This window comes from Ulvibacterium sp., from assembly GCF_965248315.1.
GTDB lineage: Bacteria > Bacteroidota > Bacteroidia > Flavobacteriales > Flavobacteriaceae > Ulvibacterium.
Map to the genome: position 1 here is coordinate 3731187 of NZ_CBDFIX010000002.1, position 19922 is coordinate 3751108.

The 19922-nt window shown below is 42.0% G+C and carries 19 protein-coding genes and 1 riboswitch; of the genes, 10 read left to right on the forward strand and 9 right to left on the reverse strand.

Translation table 11 applies throughout. The annotated features are described in order from the left end of the window. Positions 1–8 precede the first annotated feature (8 nt). Genes ACP2AF_RS17660 through ACP2AF_RS17680 form a run of 5 tightly spaced genes read right to left on the reverse strand, consistent with a single transcriptional unit; the run spans position 9 to position 2676 of the window. Positions 9–548 carry a DUF4252 domain-containing protein gene (locus ACP2AF_RS17660; RefSeq protein WP_425237465.1) on the reverse strand — a complete coding sequence of 180 codons (540 nt, stop codon included), beginning with the start codon at positions 546–548 and terminating at the stop codon, positions 9–11. Positions 549–598: 50 nt separating this feature from the next. Continuing rightward, positions 599–1141: a DUF4252 domain-containing protein gene (locus tag ACP2AF_RS17665; RefSeq protein WP_425237466.1), complete on the reverse strand. Its 543-nt coding sequence runs from the start codon at positions 1139–1141 to the stop codon at positions 599–601. Positions 1142–1171: 30 nt separating this feature from the next. Next, a complete protein-coding gene (locus ACP2AF_RS17670) occupies positions 1172–1738 on the reverse strand; it encodes a DUF4252 domain-containing protein (protein WP_425237467.1) in 567 nt (188 codons plus the stop codon). A gap of 10 nt (positions 1739–1748) precedes the next feature. Further along, positions 1749–2180 (reverse strand): hypothetical protein, encoded by a 432-nt coding sequence (locus ACP2AF_RS17675; protein ID WP_425237468.1) that lies wholly within the window; start codon positions 2178–2180, stop codon positions 1749–1751. Then, positions 2167–2676: an RNA polymerase sigma factor gene (locus tag ACP2AF_RS17680; RefSeq protein ID WP_425237469.1), complete on the reverse strand. Its 510-nt coding sequence runs from the start codon at positions 2674–2676 to the stop codon at positions 2167–2169. Before ACP2AF_RS17680 ends, ACP2AF_RS17675 begins: the two co-directional genes overlap by 14 nt. Before the next feature lie 228 nt (positions 2677–2904). On the opposite strand from ACP2AF_RS17680, the gene ACP2AF_RS17685 reads away from it, so the two are divergent. Together ACP2AF_RS17685 and ACP2AF_RS17690 are read left to right on the forward strand one after the other, a co-directional pair. Continuing rightward, entirely contained in the window at positions 2905–4416 is a 1512-nt protein-coding gene (locus ACP2AF_RS17685; RefSeq protein WP_425237470.1) for a S41 family peptidase, read from the forward strand. Positions 4417–4435: 19 nt separating this feature from the next. After that, positions 4436–5980 (forward strand): S41 family peptidase, encoded by a 1545-nt coding sequence (locus tag ACP2AF_RS17690; RefSeq protein WP_425237471.1) that lies wholly within the window; start codon positions 4436–4438, stop codon positions 5978–5980. A gap of 102 nt (positions 5981–6082) precedes the next feature. Here the strand turns inward: ACP2AF_RS17690 and ACP2AF_RS17695 are convergent, their stop codons facing one another. Together ACP2AF_RS17695 and ACP2AF_RS17700 are read right to left on the reverse strand one after the other, a co-directional pair. Then, complete coding sequence (locus tag ACP2AF_RS17695; protein ID WP_425237472.1) at positions 6083–7501, reverse strand: DUF5074 domain-containing protein; 1419 nt, start codon at positions 7499–7501, stop codon at positions 6083–6085. 2 nt (positions 7502–7503) lie between these two features. Beyond that, positions 7504–9336, reverse strand: a complete 1833-nt coding sequence (locus ACP2AF_RS17700; protein WP_425237473.1) for a TonB-dependent receptor plug domain-containing protein — start codon at positions 9334–9336, stop codon at positions 7504–7506. 29 nt (positions 9337–9365) lie between these two features. Further along, positions 9366–9604, reverse strand: a riboswitch (cobalamin riboswitch). A gap of 73 nt (positions 9605–9677) precedes the next feature. Here ACP2AF_RS17700 and ACP2AF_RS17705 point away from each other — a divergent pair. The 6 genes from ACP2AF_RS17705 to ACP2AF_RS17730 all read left to right on the forward strand — a co-directional run bounded on the left by ACP2AF_RS17705 (position 9678) and on the right by ACP2AF_RS17730 (position 15130). Continuing rightward, the gene (locus ACP2AF_RS17705; RefSeq protein ID WP_425237474.1) at positions 9678–10823 is read left to right on the forward strand and encodes an ABC transporter substrate-binding protein; all 1146 of its coding nucleotides are present in this window, start codon (positions 9678–9680) and stop codon (positions 10821–10823) included. Continuing rightward, complete coding sequence (locus ACP2AF_RS17710; protein ID WP_425237475.1) at positions 10824–11855, forward strand: FecCD family ABC transporter permease; 1032 nt, start codon at positions 10824–10826, stop codon at positions 11853–11855. A gap of 176 nt (positions 11856–12031) precedes the next feature. Beyond that, positions 12032–12733, forward strand: a complete 702-nt coding sequence (locus ACP2AF_RS17715; RefSeq protein ID WP_425238045.1) for an ABC transporter ATP-binding protein — start codon at positions 12032–12034, stop codon at positions 12731–12733. Between the two features lie 65 nt (positions 12734–12798). Continuing rightward, the gene (gene rmuC / locus ACP2AF_RS17720; protein WP_425237476.1) at positions 12799–14142 is read left to right on the forward strand and encodes a DNA recombination protein RmuC; all 1344 of its coding nucleotides are present in this window, start codon (positions 12799–12801) and stop codon (positions 14140–14142) included. Between the two features lie 24 nt (positions 14143–14166). Continuing rightward, positions 14167–14532: a 6-phosphogluconate dehydrogenase gene (locus ACP2AF_RS17725; protein ID WP_425237477.1), complete on the forward strand. Its 366-nt coding sequence runs from the start codon at positions 14167–14169 to the stop codon at positions 14530–14532. 52 nt (positions 14533–14584) lie between these two features. Next, positions 14585–15130 (forward strand): acyl-CoA thioesterase, encoded by a 546-nt coding sequence (locus tag ACP2AF_RS17730; RefSeq protein ID WP_425237478.1) that lies wholly within the window; start codon positions 14585–14587, stop codon positions 15128–15130. Here ACP2AF_RS17730 and pgl read toward each other — a convergent pair. Both pgl and zwf read right to left on the reverse strand, forming a co-directional pair. Beyond that, positions 15111–15836 carry a 6-phosphogluconolactonase gene (gene pgl / locus ACP2AF_RS17735; RefSeq protein ID WP_425237479.1) on the reverse strand — a complete coding sequence of 242 codons (726 nt, stop codon included), beginning with the start codon at positions 15834–15836 and terminating at the stop codon, positions 15111–15113. The two genes, ACP2AF_RS17730 and pgl, sit on opposite strands and share 20 nt — an antisense overlap. A gap of 51 nt (positions 15837–15887) precedes the next feature. Beyond that, entirely contained in the window at positions 15888–17420 is a 1533-nt protein-coding gene (gene zwf / locus ACP2AF_RS17740; protein WP_425237480.1) for a glucose-6-phosphate dehydrogenase, read from the reverse strand. Between the two features lie 240 nt (positions 17421–17660). Here zwf and gndA point away from each other — a divergent pair, with 240 nt between their 5' ends. Both gndA and ACP2AF_RS17750 read left to right on the forward strand, forming a co-directional pair. Then, positions 17661–19070: an NADP-dependent phosphogluconate dehydrogenase gene (gndA, locus tag ACP2AF_RS17745; RefSeq protein ID WP_425237481.1), complete on the forward strand. Its 1410-nt coding sequence runs from the start codon at positions 17661–17663 to the stop codon at positions 19068–19070. 51 nt (positions 19071–19121) lie between these two features. Beyond that, a complete protein-coding gene (locus ACP2AF_RS17750) occupies positions 19122–19781 on the forward strand; it encodes a hypothetical protein (RefSeq protein WP_425237482.1) in 660 nt (219 codons plus the stop codon). The last annotated feature ends 141 nt before the right edge of the window (positions 19782–19922 follow it).

A 19922-nucleotide genomic window follows, 5' to 3' on the forward strand; every position in this document is an offset into this window, starting at 1 on the left:
TAATTAAATCAGTCTTTAAAAAAAGAGACGATATCTGCAAGGCCTTCGCCCCTGTAATCGGATTTTTCAAGAGCTTGTATAAACTGTACCAACTTCGCCGGATTCATATTTTTCCCCAAGATACGGACCAACATAAATCCTTTGTCATCACTATCCCCATAGATGACCACTTCATCAATGGCATCTTCGTCTCCAAGATACTGTACCGTACCCTTGCCATAACTCGTATTCACCTTCATTAATTCCGTGAACTTACCATTGCTGAGAATAGCCTTTACATTTGCCTTTTCCAAGGTGTAATCCGATGTGTTCTCAGGAGTCTTTTTGAATGCCAGAATATTCATCTTCCTCAAAGTTTCCAGTGCTTCCCGTTCCTCAGGGTTCAACTCCGCCTTTTCTACATTTAAAAGACTCACCGGAAGGTCTACTGATAAAAAATTAGGGTTATCCGCATTGTCCACATAATATTCCTGAAGGCTCTGATTGGACGAACAAGCAGCCAAACTCAAGAAAAGTGATAGTATAAAAATTGATTTTGTGATTTTCATATGTATTAGTTTAAATGGCCATAGCGTTGGCCTACGGTTCTTTGATATCTTTACTTATTACCTACTTTGTTCAATTCGTCCGGAAGATTCATTTTCTTGGTAAGGGCACTTACTTTGTTCAAATCAATATCACCTGTAAGTGACACCAAAATAGATTCAAATTTCCTGCCATCAATATTCATATGTGAATCATTGATTCCCTGGACAAACATTAACAGTTCATATACATGGTCATCATCCTTTCCATTTTTGATATAAAATTTCACATTGGCATCTTTATCCTTTACCCGCATCAATTCTTCCAGTGAGGAGGATTTTACATACTTTCCCATGGTTTTGTACATATCCTTTGAAACTCCTTTGTCCTCGGTAATAAAAACCTTTATGCCGTCCAGACCCCTGGCCACATCCAAAAAATCCTTGGCCTCCTGATCGCCATCGTCTATATCTATTGAACTTACAAGATTTATCAATCCCTTGTTGATGACCACGGACCCAACGTTGTCCATGTCCTCATACTTATCAAAAATCGATTGGGAAAAGCCTAACAAGGGCGCTACGGTCATTAAAAATACTACAACTACTTTTTTCATGATGATTGTTTTGATTGATGAATGATTCTATTAATTTCCTTTTTTTCCCGCCTTGTTCAATTCCTCGGGAAGGTTCATTTTATTGGTAAGGGAACCTATTTTGTTAAGATCTATATCGCCAGTCAAGGATAACAGCACGGTTTCTATCTGTCGCCCATTGATGTCTACACCTTTCATTTCTTCCCGGTTCTTTATACCGGTAACGAACATTAAAAGTTCTCGAACATGGTCGTCATCCTTTCCCGGTCTTATATAAAATTTCACATTGGTATCCTTATCTTTTACACGCATCAGTTCTTCCATGGAAGCTGATTTCAAATATTTATCCACCGATGACTTCATATCTGCAGAAACGCTATTATCTTCCGTAATAAAGACCTTAAGGTTATTCAAACTTTTGGCGATATCCATAAATTCCTGCGCTTCCGGGTCATCTACCTCTACGTCAATTTTAGCCAAGAGATTAAACATACTCTTGTTTACCACTACAGCGCTAACGTTGTCCAAATCCTCATATTTATCAAATAGGGATTGGGAAAATCCAATTAAGGGCAAAGCCGCTATTAAACTTGTTATAATTAACTTTTTACTATTCATGATCCTAATTTTAATTGTTGTTGAAAATTTTTTGTTTTGTTTCTTCAAACTGATTTAAATAGGCCATTTTTTCGGTGCCACGACCAAAGTTTTCGGCCAAGAGGTTCAATGCCTTCCTGGTTTCCTCGTAGGCAAATTCCGCTTCTTTTTGTTCTTGGTAATTCCGATAGCGATCGGGGCCAAAATAGATGCCAAAGGCAAGAACTGCTACCGCCGCAACGGAAATCCACTTGTAATAGTTTTTTCTAGGTTTTAGTGGAACCTGTCTCGTAAACCGTTCTTTTTTGGCATTGGAAAAATACTGGAACAAAGGGGCATACTGTTCAAGATGTGGTGCCACCTTATCTCCTGAAAAATAGATTTTTAGGGCCTCTTCCTCAGCTACCGTAGTGGAAGCCTCAAAGTATTTTTCCAATAACTTTTCTATATTATCCAATTCCATAACTATGTTTTTGCATCAATTTTTCCCTTACTGTTTTCCTAGCCCTGGATAAGGCCACCCTTACCGTACTGGGTTTCATATCAAGCATTTCGGCAATTTCGTCATAATCATATTCTTCCACATCCCTTAGCTGTAATACCATTTTTTGTTGTTCCGGCAATTCTTCCATTATTTTCTGTACCCATGAAGCACTGTCCTTTGCCTCTACCTGTTTTTGCAAGGGGGTACTAGTTTCTCCATAATTGCTATGGACCAGCTTCAAATTCCCTGCTTGTCTTGACTTTAATCGATCTAAACAGAAATTTTTTGTCATTGTCATAGCAAAGGCCTCTACATTATTATAACTCCCGATCTTTTCATTCTTTGACCATAGTTTCAAAAGGATTTCCTGTGTAGCATCCTCGGCCTCCTCGGTAGAGACCAACAAGCGCTTGGCAAGCCTATAAAGCTTATCCTTAAATGGCATTACCACATTTAAAAACTCCGATTGTCGCATTTTGGTTCGGTTATTGCTAATACTAGGCCATAACGGGTTACAATAGCAAGACGAAGCACATCTAGTTTTGTTACAAAAAAAGTTTTTTTGCCCAATATGTAAGTAATTTGGGCAACCGTAAACTAAATAACTACGTATATTATTCGTAAACGTACAATATAAATCCAATATTCTTTGTTATAATCATTGGAATGATTATTGGACGGGAATTTGTTTTAAAATATAGCTATGAAAAGAATATGGTTCCTGCTTTGGGCAGTGCTATTTGTATTTGCCTCCTGTAAAAAAAGTGATGATAACATTGTCCCCGAAAATATGGGGGAACAGGTGGAACAACCTCCAGAAAGTTCCAAGTCCTTGGCAGATTATCCAGCCCAAAATTTCATGTGGCAAACCATGAACGTCTATTATTTTTGGCAAGACGACGTTCCCGATCTTGCGGATACTAAAATCGATGATTTAGAGGCCTATGTGGAGTTCCTATCCTCGGAGGCAAATCCTGCAGATTTTTTTTACAACATATGCAACAATCACGAGGCGGTTGTGGGTGAGGATGCGGCCATAGACCGTTTCTCCGTTGCCGTGGAGAATTACAAGAATTTGGTAAATAGCCTACAGGGCGTTTCAAGAAGCAACGGCCTGGAGTTTCAGCTGTACCTATTCCAGGGTAGTAATGATATATATGGAGTAGTCACCTACGTAGCCTTGGATTCCGATGCTTCTACCAAGGATATTAAAAGAGGTGATATATTTGTAGGGGTAAATGGTCAAAACTTGAATCTCAACAACTATCTAGACCTTTTGTTCGGCAGCGAGGATACCTATACATTAAATATGGCAGATCTTGTTGATAATACCATAACCGATAACGGCAAGGAAGTAACATTGACGAAAATCGAGAATTTTGCCGAAAATCCAATTCTGGTCTCTACGGTAATTGAGCAAGCGGGCAACAAAATTGGCTATATCATGTACAATTCGTTTTTAGCTGCTTATGACGAACAATTGAACAATGTTTTTGGGGATTTTAAGAGCCAAGGGGTCAACGAACTTGTTCTAGACTTAAGGTATAATGGTGGTGGACGTGTTACCTCGGCCATTCAAATTGCCAGTTCTATTTATGGTGCAAGGACCGATGAAGTATTTATACGACCGCGTTTCAATAGCAAATTGCAACCGGGCAACGGTCAACCAAACAATTTTACCGCCACCACTTTGGAAGGGACAGCTATCAACGAACTAAATCTTTCCAGGGTATTTATCATCACCACTGGTGGCACGGCCTCTGCTAGTGAATTGGTTATCAATGGACTAGAACCTTATGTTGATGTTGTACAAATAGGTACAACTACCGTAGGCAAAAACGAGTTTTCCAATACCTTTGTGGATGACCCCGAAAATGGAAATTTCTACGATCCCAATCGGGAAGAATTTATAAATCCGGATAACCAATGGGGCATTCAACCCTTATTGGGCAGAAATGAAAATGCCGATGGTTTTTCCGATTATACGGCCGGTCTACTCCCTGATTTTGAGCTACAAGAAGATATTGCCAATTTGGGAACTTTGGGAAACCCTTCGGAACCGCTCTTGGCATTGGCATTGAGCCGTATTTCCGGCGAGAGTGCCAAAATAAGTTTACAACCCGCATTTACAGCGGAAGTATTTTCAAATTCTATTTGGTATAAACCTACAAACAACAAAGCATTAATGGATGGCTTACTGGAGCCTTTCAACTAAGACCCCAATAAATAACTGTATGATACATAATGCCCGCCCCTTGAGCAAGAAACTTAAACTACTTCTTTTTTTACTAACAGCCTTTTCCGGCGTTTCCTGTAACAATGACGATGGTAGTGGAGGATTTGTACTCCCCAAAACCGCCAAGGCAGACCAGAGTTTGGTGGAAACCAATATTACGGTACAGAACTTTATGTGGAAGGCTATGAATTTTTGGTATTTCTGGCAGGCCGAAGTACCTAATTTGGCCGATGATGCCTTTGCCTTGGATGCCGAAGGTTCACAAATGTATACTGAGTTTTTGGCCTCAGAAGACAACCCGGCCGATTTTTTCGATCAGCAATTACTTTTTAATCAGGATCGATTCAGTTTCTGGGCCGAGGATTACGAGACATTGACCAAATCCCTTGCAGGTGTATCACGAAGTAACGGCTTGGAGTTCGGCTTAATCAGTTTTTCGGATAATGATGATATTTTTGGATATGTCCGCTACATAGTACCCAATTCCGATGCCGCTACCAAAGATATTAGTCGCGGAGAACTCTTTACCGGGGTAGATGGCCAGACATTGAACAATGACAATTACGTTGACCTATTATTTGGGGACAATAATACGTACACCCTCAATATGGCCGATATAGATGGTGATGTAGTTACCCCAAATGACAAGGAGGTTACTTTGACCAAACAGGAAAACCTTGCCGAAAACCCGGTTTTTCTAACCCGTTCCTTCGATATAAACGGGGAAAAAATCGGATACCTTATGTACAATGGTTTCACCAATGAATACGATGAGGACTTGAACAATGCCGTGGGCGAACTTAAATCTGCAGGTATTACCAATCTGGTGCTCGATTTACGCTATAATCCGGGAGGATCGGTAAATACAGCCCGTTTGCTTTCCAGTATGGTTTACGGCTCAAACACAAGTGATTTGTTTTTGAGAGCCCGGTACAACGATAGGCTACAGCCATTATTCAATGCCGAAGACCTGGAACGCAATTTTACGGATAAGTCAAGTGATGGCTCGGCGCTTAATAGGTTGAATTTGACCAAGGTCTATATACTGACCACAGGAAGTACGGCATCTGCCAGCGAATTGGTCATTAACGGACTTGCCCCATACGTAGATGTGATACAAATTGGCGAGACAACCCGGGGAAAGAATGAGTTTTCCGTGACCATGGTCGATGACCCGGATCATACGGGAGCACCCTATGTGTATACTCCTGAGCGTGAAAATAAAATAAATCCAAGTAACCGATGGGCCATACAGCCCCTTATTGGTAGAAACGAAAATGCCGATGGTTTTTCGGACTATACCGCCGGACTTGTTCCGAATATTGCATTACAGGAAGACCTGGCAAATTTAGGAATACTTGGTGATTTGGACGAGCCGCTGCTGGCGAGGGCCATTCAGGATATAACGGGGTCCACATCAAAACGAAGTTTTGCCGTGAAAATGCCGGCAAATGTGATGACCAGCTCCAAAATGTTCACTCCCATTAAGGATAATATGTATGTGGATGATGTTCCAAAATTGGATTTGTCCCTTTTGGAGTAGTTTTGGGCTTGTAATAACAAAAAACGGCTTGTTTTTAACAAGCCGTTTTTTGTTTCGCAATTTTAACTCGATACCCCAATCCTTCCCGGGATACTTCTAAAGTTAAAAATCAAAATCCCCGTTGAAATAGACCCCGGTAGGAATTATGGAAACCTCCTCGGAGGTCAATAACGAATTGTCTCCAAGGTCATAAACTTCCAAGGAGCCATTGCTCAAAAAGTCCTTGGCATCCACTCCGAACAATTTACCTTCGTTAATGCTCATGTCATAAAAGTTCAAATCGGTGATATCAGCTGTAGTAGGAAGTGCCGTATCGGTTACGTCCATGGAAAAGATACTGTTGGACATGTAATAATACAGACTATCGTCGTCCTGGGATAAAAAACCAGGATGTTCCGTTTGGGCAAAAGTGAGGGTAGTTTCCACCGTATTGGAAGTGGTATTTACCTTATCCAACTGTCCTGCGGTTTCATTCCCCGTCCATGAGGGGTTCCCCCCGGAAAGCACCCAAAGTTCATCGTTTACCAATTGCATGGAGTTGGGACGATCGGCTACGGTAATGGTCGTTGTTACGGCATTGGTAACTGCGTCGATTACAGAAATAATATTGTTTTGGCCAAATCCCCCCTGATGAGCTACATACAATACATCATCTTTTGCCAATATCTTTTCTGGACCTTCAGCTACGGCAATAGTGGATTCTACAGTGTTGTTGTCCAAGTTCAGCACCGCCACAAAATCGTCATCTGGGTTGGATCCGTCCCCCCAGTTGGTTACGTAACCCTTGCCGTTGGCAACTGCCATGTAACGGGGATTCAAAAAGTCGGTCTCGCCAGGTCCGCCGATTGTACCCACCGATTCAAAGGTATATCGGTCGACAACCTCAATTTTTTGGGAATTGTTCACCACAATATAGGCCATATCAGCATTAAAGGTTATGCTTTGTGCCGTATCTCCCCAGGCGTCCACTTCATTGACCTCTTTGAAGATACCATTCTGAACCAAGGATAAATCATCGTTAACAAATGATACAGAAGCATTTCCGGCTCCAAAATTCCCTTCATGCAGAACCAGAATCCCATTTTCAAAAGGGAAGGAATCATTGTCTGTAAGTGTTAGGGTCAGAGAATTTGCAGAACCGATAAAATCCGTCCCTCCATCCACGGCGGTCAAGGTTATGACAATCGCCTCACTGGATTCCACCTCATCATCATCGTTCAGTGTTAATTCCAGGGTCGTAGAGGTCTCACCAGTGGCAAGGGTAAGCGTTCCTGGTAAGGCTCCAAAGTCTTCACCGGAAGTTGCACTACCGGCAACTTCATAAGTCAATACCACATCGGCGTCAAAGGCCTCGGTAGATGTAAAGGTAAGAGTAATGGGGCCTTCCGCTTCGGAAAACGTATCTCCGGAAACCGAAATTCCCACTCCAGGTGCAAAAGGTGTATCGTTGTCATCATCACTACATGAGGTAAACAACAATCCGGCCATGGCTGTAATCATAAAGAATCTGCTTTTTTTCATCATCAAAAGTTTACTATTAATTGGGTTTGAATGTTTCTATTGGGCATCGGTCGTAAGGCGATGTTCTCGTAATAGGTATTGAAAAGATTGTTTACGGTACATCCTATGCTATATTGTAATTTTCCTTTGGTGTTAGGAGAATAGGTAATTCCTGCATTGGCAACTTGATAACTCTCCAACGAGCCTCCAATGATGGATACCTCGCCGGTATACAAATGCTGGTAGAAAACGCCAAAATGTGCAATGCTGTAGGCAAGGGAAGCATTGCCGCGATGAAAAGGAACATAAATGAGTTGCTCCTTGGTTTCCCGGTCTTCGGAAACGGTATACGCATAGTTGACCTTAAAATCAATTTGCTGTTTTTTGTGGATGGGGTACGTTACACCGAGTTCTCCCTCAAAACCATAGATTCGCACTTGATCCACATTGGTAGGAGACCACAGCCCTTGACTATTGGGAAGCCAACGAATCATATCCTCGGTACGGATATAATAGCTGTTGAGATTAAATGAAAATCCGCCAAATTGTAGGCGATGTCCCAAGTCAATTTGATAGGAACGTTCCGGAACAAGGTTCAAATTACCCCCAGGCTGCCAGTATAAGTCATTAAAAGTAGGCATCCTGAAGTTTCTGGATGCGTTAATTTGTAGACCATAATGGTCGTTAAGCTTATAGATACCATCCAGGGAGAAAACTATAGGATTGGAAAAATCCGAAGAAAAGTCCTGTCGTAGGCTAAGATTATAGGTCATTTTTTTTGATACGGCATGCTTTAATACAGCGGTGACGGAAGCATCATTACGTTCGGGATTGCCGAAACTACTACCCTTGCCCTTGAAATGGTTATATTCCAAAAAGGAGTTTAATCGGAAAGCTTTTGAAAGTTCTACGTCCAAAGAATAACGGGCCAATAAAGTAGTAACCCTCCCGTCGGAAAAAATATCGGAATCCCTATTCTCAAAAAACTTGAACTCCTCATGCAAATGGGCCAATTTTACTTTTGAAGTCGCCTTTTCCCCAAAACGCCCCCACTCTACCTGTGTACGGTAATGATTATCCTTGTAGCGACTTCTGCCAGGAGCGACCAGCGTACCGGAAAGATTGCGATCCCCAATAAAGCTTTGGTGATACAAGCGCAAAACTTGTTTGTCGGAAAGAATATAACCTGAGTTAAAGTTTAGGTTGATATTTTCAAATTCACCGTTGCGATTGCGGTCATCGGTCTCCAAATACCTATAATCGTTGTCCGACCCGGCATAATTGATTCCAAAACTAGTGGACCATTTACCGGTTCCAAAACTCTGGTTATAATTGGCATTTCGAGTGTCAAAACTGCCGTAGCCCACAAACACCTGCTGGTCAAAATGCTTTTCAAAACGCAAATTATTATTTAAATGTACACTGCCGCCTATAGCACCGGTACCAAACTGGACACTACCTCCACCACTACGGATGCCCACGGAGCTATAGTTGAACGGATTTATGGTATTGAAATCCACTTGACCGTTCATTTGGGAGTTGATGTTTATCCCGTTCCAGATAACAGCGGTATGTGAGGCATTGGTGCCCCTAAATGCCGGGGAGGATACCATACCCAATCCGTTTTCCTTAAAATAAATATTGGAATTGAAGGCCAGCAGCGAGGTTAGAAAAGTACCGTTCCGTTGTATGGTACTATCCTTTAGCTCGGTCACCTTATGTCCTTCGGCATAACGTCTTATTCGAGTATCGGATACGACCACTTCCTCCAGTTCCCAAATAGGTGTTTCCTGGGCGGAAAGTTGTCCCGAATAGGACAATGCGAATAGTAATAGTATGAATACCTGCTTTTTCAATTTTTAAACCTTTATCCCGAAAGTTTAATACGACTTGTTTGAATTTGGCAGGTCTCCTGACTTGCTTCAAGTTGTTTGGCCTTCCCATTTGCACTGATTTTTTTTCAATGCGAACAGTGGCTTTGAAGAAACAACATCCTCTTTTTAGAGGTGCCGGAATACATTCGGCAGAAGCTTACAGTTGCGGGAACAGTTCCAGATTTTCACTGGATTCCCTTTTAATCCTATGGTCTTAAAAACCATAAGAACCAAAATTCAGGACGAAAGTAAACATTTTGTTTAATCTTTTAGGCAAAAAATTAAATAATACTACTTTTGAGGTGAACAAAAAATGATCCCTTTTGAGAAATATAACCCTTGGTGTGCTCTTAATTTTTGTACTCGCCTGTAAACCAGAAAAGAAAGAAACACTCCAACAAACCCCTCCCTCGGAACAAATTAAAATATCCCATGCCAAAGGTTTTTCAATCGAGAAAAGCCCTTCGGGAATTACGACCATACACATAACCTCGCCCTGGCCCAATGCAGAAACATCATATACCTATGCCTTGGTTCCTAAAGAAATATTGGCGCAAACAACCTTGAACAGGGACGAATATGATGCCATAGTCGCCATACCGGTAGAACGAATCATAGTAACATCCACTACACATATTCCGGCATTGGAAGCCCTAGGTTCTACGAATAAGTTGGTAGGGTTTCCAAACACGGACTATATATCCTCCAAAAATACGAGAGAACGAATCGATATGGGCCTTGTTAAAGAACTCGGAAACAATGAGGACATTAATACGGAAATGGCCATTGCCTTGGATCCGGAGGTTATAATCGGGTTTGGAATCAACAATCAAAATAGGGCCTATGAAACGATACAAAGGTCAAATATCCCTGTAGTATACAATGGGGATTGGACCGAAGAAACACCTTTGGGAAAAGCGGAATGGATCAAGTTCTTCGCTCCTTTTTTTCAAAAGGAAGCCAAGGCCGATAGCCTATTTAGGGCCATTGAAAAATCCTATAATAGCACCAAAACCTTGGCTAAAGAGGCCAAGGACAGACCTACGGTAGTAACGGGAGGTCTCTACAAGGATGTTTGGTACGTAGCCGGCGGGAATAGTTGGATGGCCCAATTTTTGAAAGATGCCCGGACCAACTATCTTTGGTCGGATACCAAGGAGACCGGAAGCCTTTCCTTAAGTATTGAGAGTGTGTTGGAAAAGGCTGACAATGCAGACTTCTGGCTGAACCCTTCAATGATCACATCCTATGAAGAACTGAAACAAGCCAACCGACATTACGAACAATTTGGTGCCTATAAAAACCGAAATGTCTATTCCAATACGATTACCAAGGGAGATACCGGAGGACTCATATATTATGAACTGGCCCCTCAGCGGCCCGATTTGGTTTTAAAGGACCTTATCCATATTTTTCATCCGGAACTCCTACCCGATCACGAACTTTTCTTTTTTAAGCCCTTAGAGTAATTGAAACGGAACAATTCATATTACATTTCATTCTTGATATTGATTCTGGCATTGATGCTATGTTTTGGGCTTAATATCAGTTTGGGTTCTGTATCCATTCCGTTTTCGGCGACTGTAAAATCGCTTCTAGGTTATCCGGTTCAAAATGATTCATGGAATTATATTATATGGAATTATAGGGTACCCAAAGCTTTTACCGCACTTTTGGTAGGTAGTGGACTTTCCTTAAGCGGATTGTTAATGCAGACACTTTTTAGGAATCCTCTGGCCGGCCCTTTTGTCCTGGGAATTAGTTCCGGTGCAAGCTTGGGAGCGGCCCTGTTGATTATGGGCATTTCGCTTTTTCCGGGATTGATAGCCTTCGGATTCGTTAACGATGTCTCTTTGGCCATTGCTGCCAGTTTGGGAAGTTTCTTGGTGTTGCTTATTGTTATGGTCGTTGCTTTGCGCGTTAAGGATACCCTAGCCTTGTTGATTATAGGTTTAATGTTCGGTAGCATCACAGCCGCTATAGTGAGTGTGCTGTCCTATTTTTCCGATGCGGAAAAGCTACAGCAATATATCTATTGGTCCTTTGGAAGCGTTGGAAATTTATCGTGGGCCCAGTTACTACTTTTATTTGGAATACTATTGATTGGAATCATCTTGAGCATAGCATCCATCAAGTCCTTGAACGCTTTATTGTTAGGTGAAAAATATGCCCAAAGCCTCGGAATCAATATGAAGAAATCCCGATATAGTATCATTATAGCAGCGGGATTATTGGCTGGAGGGGTAACCGCTTTTGCCGGGCCCATTGCCTTTATAGGTCTGGCCGTCCCTCATTTAACCCGACAAATCTTTAATACTACGGATCACAAGGTCCTCCTTCCCGCGGTTCTGGTATATGGGGGCATCCTGATGTTATTATGTGATACCGTGGCCCAAGTGCCAAACTCTGCCAGCGTACTGCCTATTAATGCCATCACAAGTATTTTAGGGGCACCAGTGGTAATTTGGTTGTTGGTACGAAAACGAAAAATGATTTTTTGAGAGCAAAGTTTGAAATCATGCCTTAACGAAAATATAAGCTTATGACCTCCAACTTTTTACCTTTACAAAACAAATTGTAAATTATTAAATCCGAAGTACAACATAGCGGCCTGGAAATCGAAAACCTATCTATTGGTTATCCGAACAAAAAAAAGGATATCCAAATAGCCAAAGACATAAGTTTTAGTCTGAATCCAGGCGAGTTATGTGCCATTATCGGTGTAAATGGTATTGGGAAATCTACCTTATTACGGACTATAGGGAAAGTACAACCCAAATTATCCGGTGAAATCCTGATGAAAGGAAAGCCCTTGAATACCTACAAAACCTTGGAATTGGCCGCTATGGTAAGCATAGTGCTTACGGAGCCTATCGCTTCAAAAAATTTATCGGTTCTGGAGTTGGTGGCTTTGGGAAGGCAACCCTACACCAATTGGATCGGCAAATTGACCCAAAAGGACAAGTCCAAGATTTTGGAAGCCTTAAATGTGTTGGAATTGATCGAACTTCAACATAAAAAATGCTATGAACTTAGCGATGGCCAGTTGCAAAGGGCCTTGATTGCCCGTGCCTTGGCCCAGGAAACTACTTTGATGCTATTGGACGAGCCCACTTCCCATTTGGACCTTTATCATAAGGTGCAGATTTTAAAACTGTTAAAATCCATTGCCTATAAAACCCAGACCACTGTTTTGTTCACGAGCCACGAGATTGAAATGGCCATCCAGTTGTGTGATAAAATACTTATTCTGGGAAAAGATGAAAACCATTTCGGAGATCCCTGTGAACTTATCGAGCAAAAAGCGTTCGAGAAATTATTCCCTACGGATACGGTTACTTTTGACGCCCGGTCCGGTTCATTTCGCATAGAAAAGTAAGGTATTGTATATTCCCATTTTAGCCTTCAAACCTGTATCTTTACTTTTAAGAACGAACAAAGGAAATGAATGAATCTTTGATATATCTTCTAATCGGACTCTTGTGTATGGGGCTTGGATACTTCCTGGGCCATTACATCCAAAACCTAAAAACAAAATCCAACCAAAGTGCTTTAGAGGAGCGTGAGCAGCAGTTGCGCAACAATGTATCGGTTCTTGAAGGGAGATTGAACAATGTGGAGGAACTTCGTACACAACTTCAATCCGAAAAGGAGGCCTTGGGGAACCAGATTGTGCGCTATCAGGCCGATTTGGAAAACCTGCAAGCAAAAAACGCCGAGCAAAAGGAAGAAGTAGAAAAGTTACAGGAGAAGTTCACCAAAGAATTTGAAAATCTAGCCAACAAGATCTTGGATGAGAAGAGCTTAAAATTTACGGAACAGAATCAAAAAAATATCAAGACCATCCTTAATCCCTTACAGGAAAAAATTCAGCTCTTCGAGAAAAAGGTAGAGGAAAGTCAAAAAGAGAATATCAGTATACATTCCGCCTTAAAAGAGCAATTGTTGAACCTACAAAATCAAAACCTGAAGATTACCCAGGAGGCCGAGAACTTGACCAAGGCCTTGAAGGGCGATAGCAAAATGCAGGGCAATTGGGGCGAATTGGTCTTGGAGCGGGTATTGGAAAAATCGGGCCTGGAAAAGGACAGGGAATATTCGGTTCAACAAAGTTTTACTTTAAACGATGGGACCCGGGTATTGCCCGACGTAATTATTCATCTTCCCGATGGAAAAAAGATGGTCGTGGATTCTAAGGTATCACTCACCGACTATGAAAGATATATTAATGCCGAGGATGACCTACAGGAAAAGTTTCTCAAAGATCATATTAATTCCCTCAGAAAGCACGTAGACCAATTATCGGCCAAGAAATACGAAGATCTCTATGAGATGGAAAGCCCGGATTTTGTATTGATGTTCGTACCCATCGAACCTGCATTTGCCATTGCAATAAACCGGGATAACTCTTTGTACAACAAGGCTTTTGAACAAAATATTGTCATTGTTACACCTTCTACGCTTTTGGCCACGCTACGTACCATTGACAGTATGTGGAACAATGAAAAGCAACAACGCAATGCCATAGAAATTGCAAGACAGGCCGGAGCCCTATATGACAAGTTTGAAGGTTTCGTATCCGACCTGACCAAAGTGGGCAAAAAAATGGATGATGCCAAAACGGAGTATAAAGGCGCAATGAATAAGCTGGTAGAGGGCCGGGGCAACATTATCACCAGCATAGAACGACTAAAGAAAATGGGGGCCAAGGCCAAAAAGTCCATTCCGGAACCGATATTAAAACGTGCCCAAGAAGACGATTTTGAAGAACCGAAATTAGAATTGTAAACCAATCTTCCCTAAACCTGTGCCATGAAAAAAGCATTGTTCATTACCCTAGGTACCATAGTAGCACTTTTTTTGATTGTGTATGCCTTTATCTATTTCGTTCCTTATAGTCAAGGCTATCGCTCCGGCGAACTGATCAAGTTTAGCAATAAGGGCGTATTGGTCAAAACTTGGGAGGGAGAGATAAGTCAGGGGATATCAGGAGCCCAAATTTTTTCTTTTTCGGTATTGGATAAGGAAAAGGAAGTAATCCAACAATTGAAGGACTACCAAGGCAGGTATGTTAAAGTTACCTATGTTGAGCGTTTCGCGACTTTCTTTTGGTTGGGTGACACCAAATACTTTATTACGGAAGTCCAGGAAGAGCAATCCCCACATTTTAGAAAATGAGTGGAACTAGGTACTGCGAACTTGGACTTGAACTTGATTTTGAACTTTAAATATGGAATCATTTAAAACCGCCCATGAATCCCAAGTATCCATTACAGAGTTGATGCTCCCCTCCCACTCCAATTTTGGAGGTAAAATACACGGTGGTCATATTTTGAACCTTATGGACCAAATTGCCTTTGCCTGTGCCTCAAAGCATTCGCAAACCTATTGTGTCACCGCTTCAGTAAACCGGGTAGATTTTTTAAACCCGATCGAGGTCGGTGAACTGGTTACTTTAAAAGCTTCTATTAATTATACAGGTCGTACCTCTATGGTCGTAGGGGTTCGGGTAGAATCCGAGAACATAACCACCGGGGAGCGAAAGCATTGCAATTCTTCTTATTTTACTATGGTGGCCAAGGATGAAAATGGAAAAAGTACACCCATACCAGGATTGATTGTACAGGGTGAACAAGGGATTAGGCGTTTTGCCCGAAGCAAAATCCGTAAAGAAGAGGCTTTTCAGCGTGATACCCACTTTGATGAAGCCACATTTGACCCGAAGGAACACCTAGGTTTATTGGAACAAGAAAATGTTAAGATTGATCTGGGCTAATGCCTTTTGCAGCGGCCTGATCCAAGAACCACCTAAGATTCCCTGAAATTGGGCCTACCAAGCTTGCCGGATACCTTTCATAATTTCCTTCTTTTTGGATGACCTCCCGTACCTTTTCGGCTTTGCTTTCACCCGTGACCAAGAAAGCCACTTCCTTGGCAATATTGATTACCTGGCCTGTAATCGTAATCCGCTTTTGCCCAGATTCTGGATGTGTCGCCACTACACAGTGTTCTTTGACATCCCAAAGGCCGATTTCATGAGGGAATATAGAAGCGGTATGCCCATCATCGCCCATTCCTAAAATAATCAAATCAAATTGAGGAGTACCATCTACCCGATCCAAATTGATTTCCAAGAGATTGGCATAGCGAAAGGCTTCCCGGGGTGGTTCGGCCTCGCCCAAAATCCGATGGATATTTTCCTCGGGGACTTCAATTTTCGAAAAGAGATGTTCCACGGTCATTTTGTAATTGCTCTGGTCATCCTCGGGAGGAACACAACGTTCATCTCCCCAGTAAAAATGTATCTTGGACCAATCGATTTTGTCTGCAAAATCCGATGCTAGCACATCAAAAACCACTTTTGGCGTACTGCCACCGGATAGAGCCACATGAAAAATCTCCTTTCCCTGTACCAAATCTGAAAAGAACTTCGAAAACTCTTGAGCCACTTCGTTCTTATCCTTATAAATATTCGTTTTCATATAAAACTCTATTCAAGTGTCATACCCCTTTTCCACGAACCATCGACCAACCTAACAAATCACACAGAACCCTGGATCATCGGCCAAATTTTCGCTTGGATTGCGCCACATACCTACGCCATCAATAAGCTCGTCCGCATTGGTCGGCCCCCACACCCCGGCGGAATACCCATAAGTACGCACATCCTTGCCATTCTTCCAATAGTTTAAAATAGGGTCCACAAATTCCCAGGCAGCCTCTACCTCATCCGCACGTGCATATAAAGTAGCATCTCCCTGCATGGCATCCAGCAAAAGGCGTTCATAAGCTTCCATCACGTGGTTTTCCACCAGACTGGAATAGTAAAAATCCAAGTTGGCCCGTTCTACCTTAAACCCTTGTCCAGGAACTTTTACCCCAAATTTTATCAACATGCCCTCATCAGGCTGGATGCGGATAATTAATTTGTTGTCCTTGTTGAATGCCCCGGAATCTTTAAAAATTTGATGATGTGGTGTCTTAAAATGAATGACCACTTCAGTAACCTTGGTAGGCATTCGTTTGGCCGTTCGGACATAAAAAGGCACACCGGACCAACGCCAATTATCCACAAAAAATTTGATGGCGGCGTAGGTCTCTGTAGTGGACTCTGGATCCACCCCTTCCTCTTCTCGATACCCCTTTACTTTTTCTCCATCAACCTCGGATGCCACATATTGGGCACGTATGGTGTTATTGTAGAGGGTCTCCTCGTCCTTCATGATACGCAAGGATTTAAGAGCCTTTACCTTTTCATTTCTGATTTCCTCCGCATCCGAACCTATAGGCGGCTCCATAATGACCAGGGAAACGATTTGCAACAAATGGTTCTGGAACATATCGCGTAATGCGCCGGATTTATCATAATATCCACCCCTCTTTTCCACCCCTACAGTTTCCGCATTGGTTATTTCAACATGATTGATGTAATTCCGGTTCCACAAAGGTTCAAAGATGCTATTGGCAAAGCGGGTAACCAATAGGTTTTGTACGGTCTCCTTGCCCAAATAATGGTCAATACGATATATCTGGGATTCCTTAAAGTATTTTTGAAGACCCTTGTTCAAATTCTGTGCACTACTTAAATCGTAGCCAAAGGGTTTTTCTACAATCAGCCGTTTCCAACCTTGAGATTCATCATTCAGGCCCTGTTCCGTTAGGTTCTTGGACACAATCTCGTATAGACTTGGAGGGGTGGAGAGATAAAAGATATAGTTGTTATCCGTTTTGAATGCTACATTCAAATCCGCTATCCGTTTTGCTAGGGCACCATAGTCTGTATCATAATCGCTACCCAGATCTTCATAAAACAATTGGTCTGCGAATGCATTGATAAAATCTTCCCCTTGGTTCCCTATCCGGTCGGCAAGATATTTGCTTTCGGTCACCACTTTTTTACGAAAAGCGTCATCAGAAAGATTACTACGACTTACGCCCAAAACCACAAAATTTTTGGGGAGATGTTTTCCCTTATAAAGATTGAAAAGGGCAGGCACCAATTTTCGGGCAGTCAAGTCCCCTGAGGCCCCAAAAATTATAAGCATTTGATTTTCTGTTCTGTTCATGGTTTAAAGCTCCATTTGGTTTTATTCTTTTCAGGCATAGTCGGAATTAATAAGGAATGCTAACCTTTGGTATGGGATCAGATGTCCTTCTTCCTTACTTTCGTTATCCGTCTAAATATAACTATCCTTTGGGAGTTTCCAAGAAGAATGCAAACAAAACCGGATAATTTCATTTATTTTTGAGTACATCCGATTTTCGGATGGATTTTCTTTGTAAAACACCAACAACTATACAACTTCATGGAAGATAAATACGATTTTGGATTGATAGGCCTTGGCGTTATGGGCCGTAATTTTATTCTCAATGTGGCCGATAATGGATTTACCGCCTTCGGGAACGATTTGGATGAAGTAAAGGTAAATGCCCTCAAGGAGGAAGGGGGGGATTTGGCCAAGGTTAATGCCACCTCGGATGTAAAGACCTTTGTAGCAGGATTATCAACGCCCAGAAAGATTATGATGCTTGTCCCTGCCGGAAAAATCGTGGATGCCGTTATCGAGGGAGTGCTTCCACATTTGGATAAGGGCGATATCTTGATCGATGGCGGCAATTCCTTTTTTACGGACACGGACCGTCGGGAGGCCTATCTACAGGAAAAAGGCATTCACTTTTTCGGTGCCGGGGTTTCGGGAGGGGCCAAGGGTGCGCGACTGGGGCCCAGCATTATGCCCGGAGGCTCAAAGGAGGGTTATGCTCCCGTACAGCCCATTTTTGAGGCTGTTGCCGCCAAATACGAGGGAGAGCCCTGTGTGGCCTATCTGGGGCCGAAGTCGGCCGGGAACTATGTGAAAATGGTCCATAATGGTATCGAATACGGCCTAATGCAGCTGACTTCCGAAATCTATGATGTACTCAAAAAAGGGGGCGATTTCAACAATGATGAATTGCATACCACCTTTGCCCAATGGAACGCAGGCCGATTACAATCCTTTTTAGTAGAGATTACGTCAGAGATTTTTGAAAAGGAAGATGATTTGGGCGAAGGCCGACTTGTAGATCAGATACTGGACAAGGCCAAGCAGAAGGGAACCGGTAAATGGACCTCCCAAAATGCTATGGATTTGGGCATTCCCGTGCCCTCCATTGATATTGCCGTCAGTATGCGGGAAATCTCGGCCCTAAAGGACGAACGCATAAAGGCGGATGCCCTATATGATCGACCCACAGTCGAAAAAATGGACAAGGTAACCTTGGAACGGATGGCCGAGGAAGCCCTATATTTTTCCTTTATCGTTACCTATGCCCAGGGGTTACATCAATTGGCGGATGCTTCCCGAGAATACGGCTATGATCTGGATATCGCCACCATCGCCAAAATCTGGCGGGCCGGTTGCATTATCAGAGCTGGACTTTTGGCAGATATTACCCAAGCCTTTAAAACGGATACTAAGCTGCCCAATCTGTTGCTCTCCCCCACCTTTGTGGAGAAAGTGCAAAGCACTGTGGGTGCAGCCCGGGAATTGGTGGCCTATGCGGCTAAAAACGGGATTCCCGTTCCGGGGCTTTCCAATTCCCTTACCTATTTTGATGCCTATACGGCTACCCAGCTCCCCTTAAACCTCATCCAGGCGCAACGTGATTATTTTGGCTCACATACCTATGAGCGGTTGGACCGGGAAGGTATCTTTCATACGGAATGGGAAGGGTAAATGGAGGAAGAGGTATAAACTAAATCCTGATATACATTTAACTTAACTAATATGAGTCCCTTAAAACTAGCTTTTTGTGTATTGTTTTTAATGTGTTGGAATGGCAATTCTCAAAAGTATAAGGTTGATAACCGTACTCAAGAACAAAAAGAGCATCCCTATGATACAGAAGACATAGGGTTAGCTGATCTGATTGAAATGTTGAAATTTCAAGGAATAGAAATTAATAAATTCAAGCTTGGTAAATTTGACAGACGTTATATAATATATATACTTGCTGACGAATACTTGGACGGAAAAATGATTTCAACCGACACCTTATTAAATACTAGCAATACCTATGTCTATTTTGAATCAGAAGAACCGTTGTACCACTATATTGATCAAATAACCATAATGTCCAGAGACTTTCCTGAAGAGAAAAAAAGTCAACTAATGATCAAGACCTATGGATTTTCAACGACTAGGTCCATAGAGATGAAGAACACAGAAAAAGAAAATGTACTTTACTGGAGAAAATACTTGGATACAGAATGGGAGTTAAATAAAAAAATTCCGCTATTGATATATGCCTCCTCATGGTTGGATAAGCGATACAACGTCAGAAGGTTTTGTGGTGTTCAATATCTAAAGGAAAATGATGAGGACACGAATGAGCTCCTTAATTCATCTCCAAACTATGTAAAAATTTCATATTTCGTAACCGAATAGAAATGTTCAACCACGAAGTCTATCTAATGTTTGGCACTTCATTCTAACTCGCCGTTATTACTGAATTTAAAAAAAGGTAAATAGATCTGTACATGCAGTTTTTTATTTAAAAACCCCTCCAATCAAGACCTCCACTCTTCA